At 62.9% G+C, this 2,587-nt stretch carries 2 protein-coding genes; both read left to right on the top strand.

The features are described 5' to 3' along the window. Positions 1-328 (top strand): phosphopantetheine-binding protein (locus AC09SL_RS29320; protein WP_479571982.1); only part of this gene is annotated, 328 nt, incomplete at its 5' end. A gap of 329 nt (positions 329-657) precedes the next feature. Beyond that, the coding region (locus tag AC09SL_RS29325) for a condensation domain-containing protein (RefSeq protein WP_479571983.1) at positions 658-2,587 on the top strand (1,930 nt) is incomplete at its 3' end.

The following is a 2,587-nucleotide window of genomic DNA, read 5'->3' on the forward strand; positions in this document are numbered from 1 at the left end:
GCTACCGGCCCCCGACAGCCATGCATACACCACGCGTCTGTATGAAGCCCCGGTGGGCGACATGGAGATCAAGCTGGCAGCGTTGTGGGCGCAGTTGCTCAAGGTCGAACGAGTGGGGCGGCATGACCACTTCTTCGAGCTGGGTGGTCACTCGTTGCTCGCCGTGACACTGATCGAACGCATGCGCAAGGACGGCATGGAGGCCGATATCCGTGTGCTGTTCGGCCAGCCCACCCTCGCCCTGGTGGCTGCCGCCGTGGGCGAGGTACGGCCTATCGATGTGCCGATGACGACTATTCCCGCGCTCACGCGCAAACGCAGTATCTGAGTCGGCTGCTTCACCTGAGGGATCAATGCCCTGTCCCGGGCTTCCGGGCAGGGCGCTCGCCCTGGATCCCGCGCATCTGTATGTCCTGTCTGGCCGACGTCGGGGCTTGTCCCTGCTTCCCATGACAGACATCACCTACCGAATGCTCTAATTTTTTTTGGCCTGTAAGGCGGCGGTTCGCGAACCGCCGCCTTCGGTTGAACGTGACGATTATCCAGCGCTTTGGCCCGTGCGCCGAGGTCGGCCCAACCGCCGTCCAGGCGCCGCGCCGTACCTGAAAAACACGTTTTTATCGTCAACCACTCCGAACTAGAAAAGCAGGTTCTTCAATGCAATTCAGCGAATTGATGACAGCTCTGTCCCAGCACCCGATTCGTCTCCAACAGGACGACGACAACCTTGTGATTCTGGGCGACGATGAAGGACTGGACAATGCGCTGTGGGACAGCCTGATTGCCCATAAGCGCGAACTGCTCGAACTGGTGGAGAGAAACGGTGGCGACTGGCTGAGCCCGGCATTTCGTATCACGCCAGACATGTTGCCCCTGGCCCACCTCGGCCAGGAGGCGATCGACCGGATTGTCGACAGCGTTCCTGGCGGTGCGGGCAACGTGCAGGATATCTACCCCCTGGCGCCTTTGCAGGAGGGCATTCTCTACCATTACCTCGCCGCAGGGCAGGGTGACCCCTATGTGTTGCAGGCCTTGTTCGGCGCGGATCGACGGGCACGCCTGGATGATTTTACCCAGGCGCTGCAAGGCGTGATCGATCGCCACGACATATTGCGCACCTCGATGGTGTGGGAAGGCTTGGACGAACCGGTGCAAGTGGTCTGGCACCAGGCCCGGTTGACGCTGGAAGAGATCGCGCTGGACCCTGCCGATGGCGACATCCTGTGGCAACTGCAACAACGCTTCGACACCCGGCATCACCGCCTGGATGTCGGCCAGGCGCCGCTGATGCGCCTGGTCTGTGCGCAGGATCAAACCCATCAGCGCTGGGTGGCGATCCTGTTGTTCCATCACATGGCGATGGACCATGCGGCGCTGGAACTGGTGCAGCATGAGATGCAGGCATTCCTGCTCGGGCAGGCCGACCAGTTACCCGACCCCGTGCCGTATCGCAACTATGTGGCGCAGGTTCGCCTGGGTGTGGGCGGCGATTCCCATGAGGCGTTTTTCCGCGAGATGCTCGGCGATGTCGATGAGCCAACGTTGCCGCTGGGTTTTTCCGCAGTGCCCGAAGGCGAATCGGTGGTCGAGGAAGTCCACCTGCCGATCGATGGAGAATTGAGCCGTCGCTTACGGGCTCAGGCCCGTCAGCTGGGTGTCAGCGCGGCAGCTTTGTATCACTTGGCCTGGGCGCGGGTGGTCGGCGCTGTTTCCGGCCGGCAGGACGTGGTGTTCGGCACGGTGTTGATGGGCCGGATGCAGGGCGGCGACGGTGCCGACCGGGCACTGGGCATGTTCATCAATACACTGCCGTTGCGGGTGAAGTTGGCCGGGCAGGGTGTGCGCGAAGGGGTAAAAGCCACCCATGCGGGCCTGACCGCGTTGCTCGGCCATGAGCACGCTTCGTTGGCCTTGGCCCAGCGTTGCAGCGGCGTGCCCGCGCCCGCGCCGTTGTTCGGTTCGTTGCTCAACTATCGCCACAGCGGCACGGCGCAAGCGCCCACGGCACAGACGCTGGAGGCGTGGGAAGGACTGCATTCGCTGGGCGGTGCGGAGGGCACCAATTATCCGCTGACTTTGTCGGTGGATGATCTGGGCGAAGGCTTCAGTCTCAGCGTGCTGGCCCTGGCTGGGATTGGTGCTCAGCGCATTGCCGGCTCTATGCGCCAGGCTCTGGAAAGCCTGGTCGGCATGCTTGAACAGCAGCCGGAGCTACCCTTGCAGCAGGTGTCGATCCTGCCGGCTTCGGAGCGCGAGCAACTGCTGGTGACGTTCAACGCCACCGAGGCGGACTATCCGCAGCAGCAGACGATTCATGGGTTGTTCGAGGCGCAGGTGCAGCGTACGCCGGATGCGGTGGCGGTGGTTCGTGGTGAGCAACGCCTGAGTTACCGCGCGTTGAACGAGCGGGCCAACCGCCTGGCCCATTACCTGCGCAAGCAGGGCGTGGAGCCCGATTCGCGGGTGGCGATCTGCGTCGAGCGCGGTATCGACATGGTTGTTGGCTTGCTGGCGATTCTCAAGGCCGGCGGTGGTTATGTGCCGCTGGATCCGGCGTATCCGTTGGATCGGATTGCCTACATGCTCG

The organism is Pseudomonas sp. PF05 (assembly GCF_056521845.1).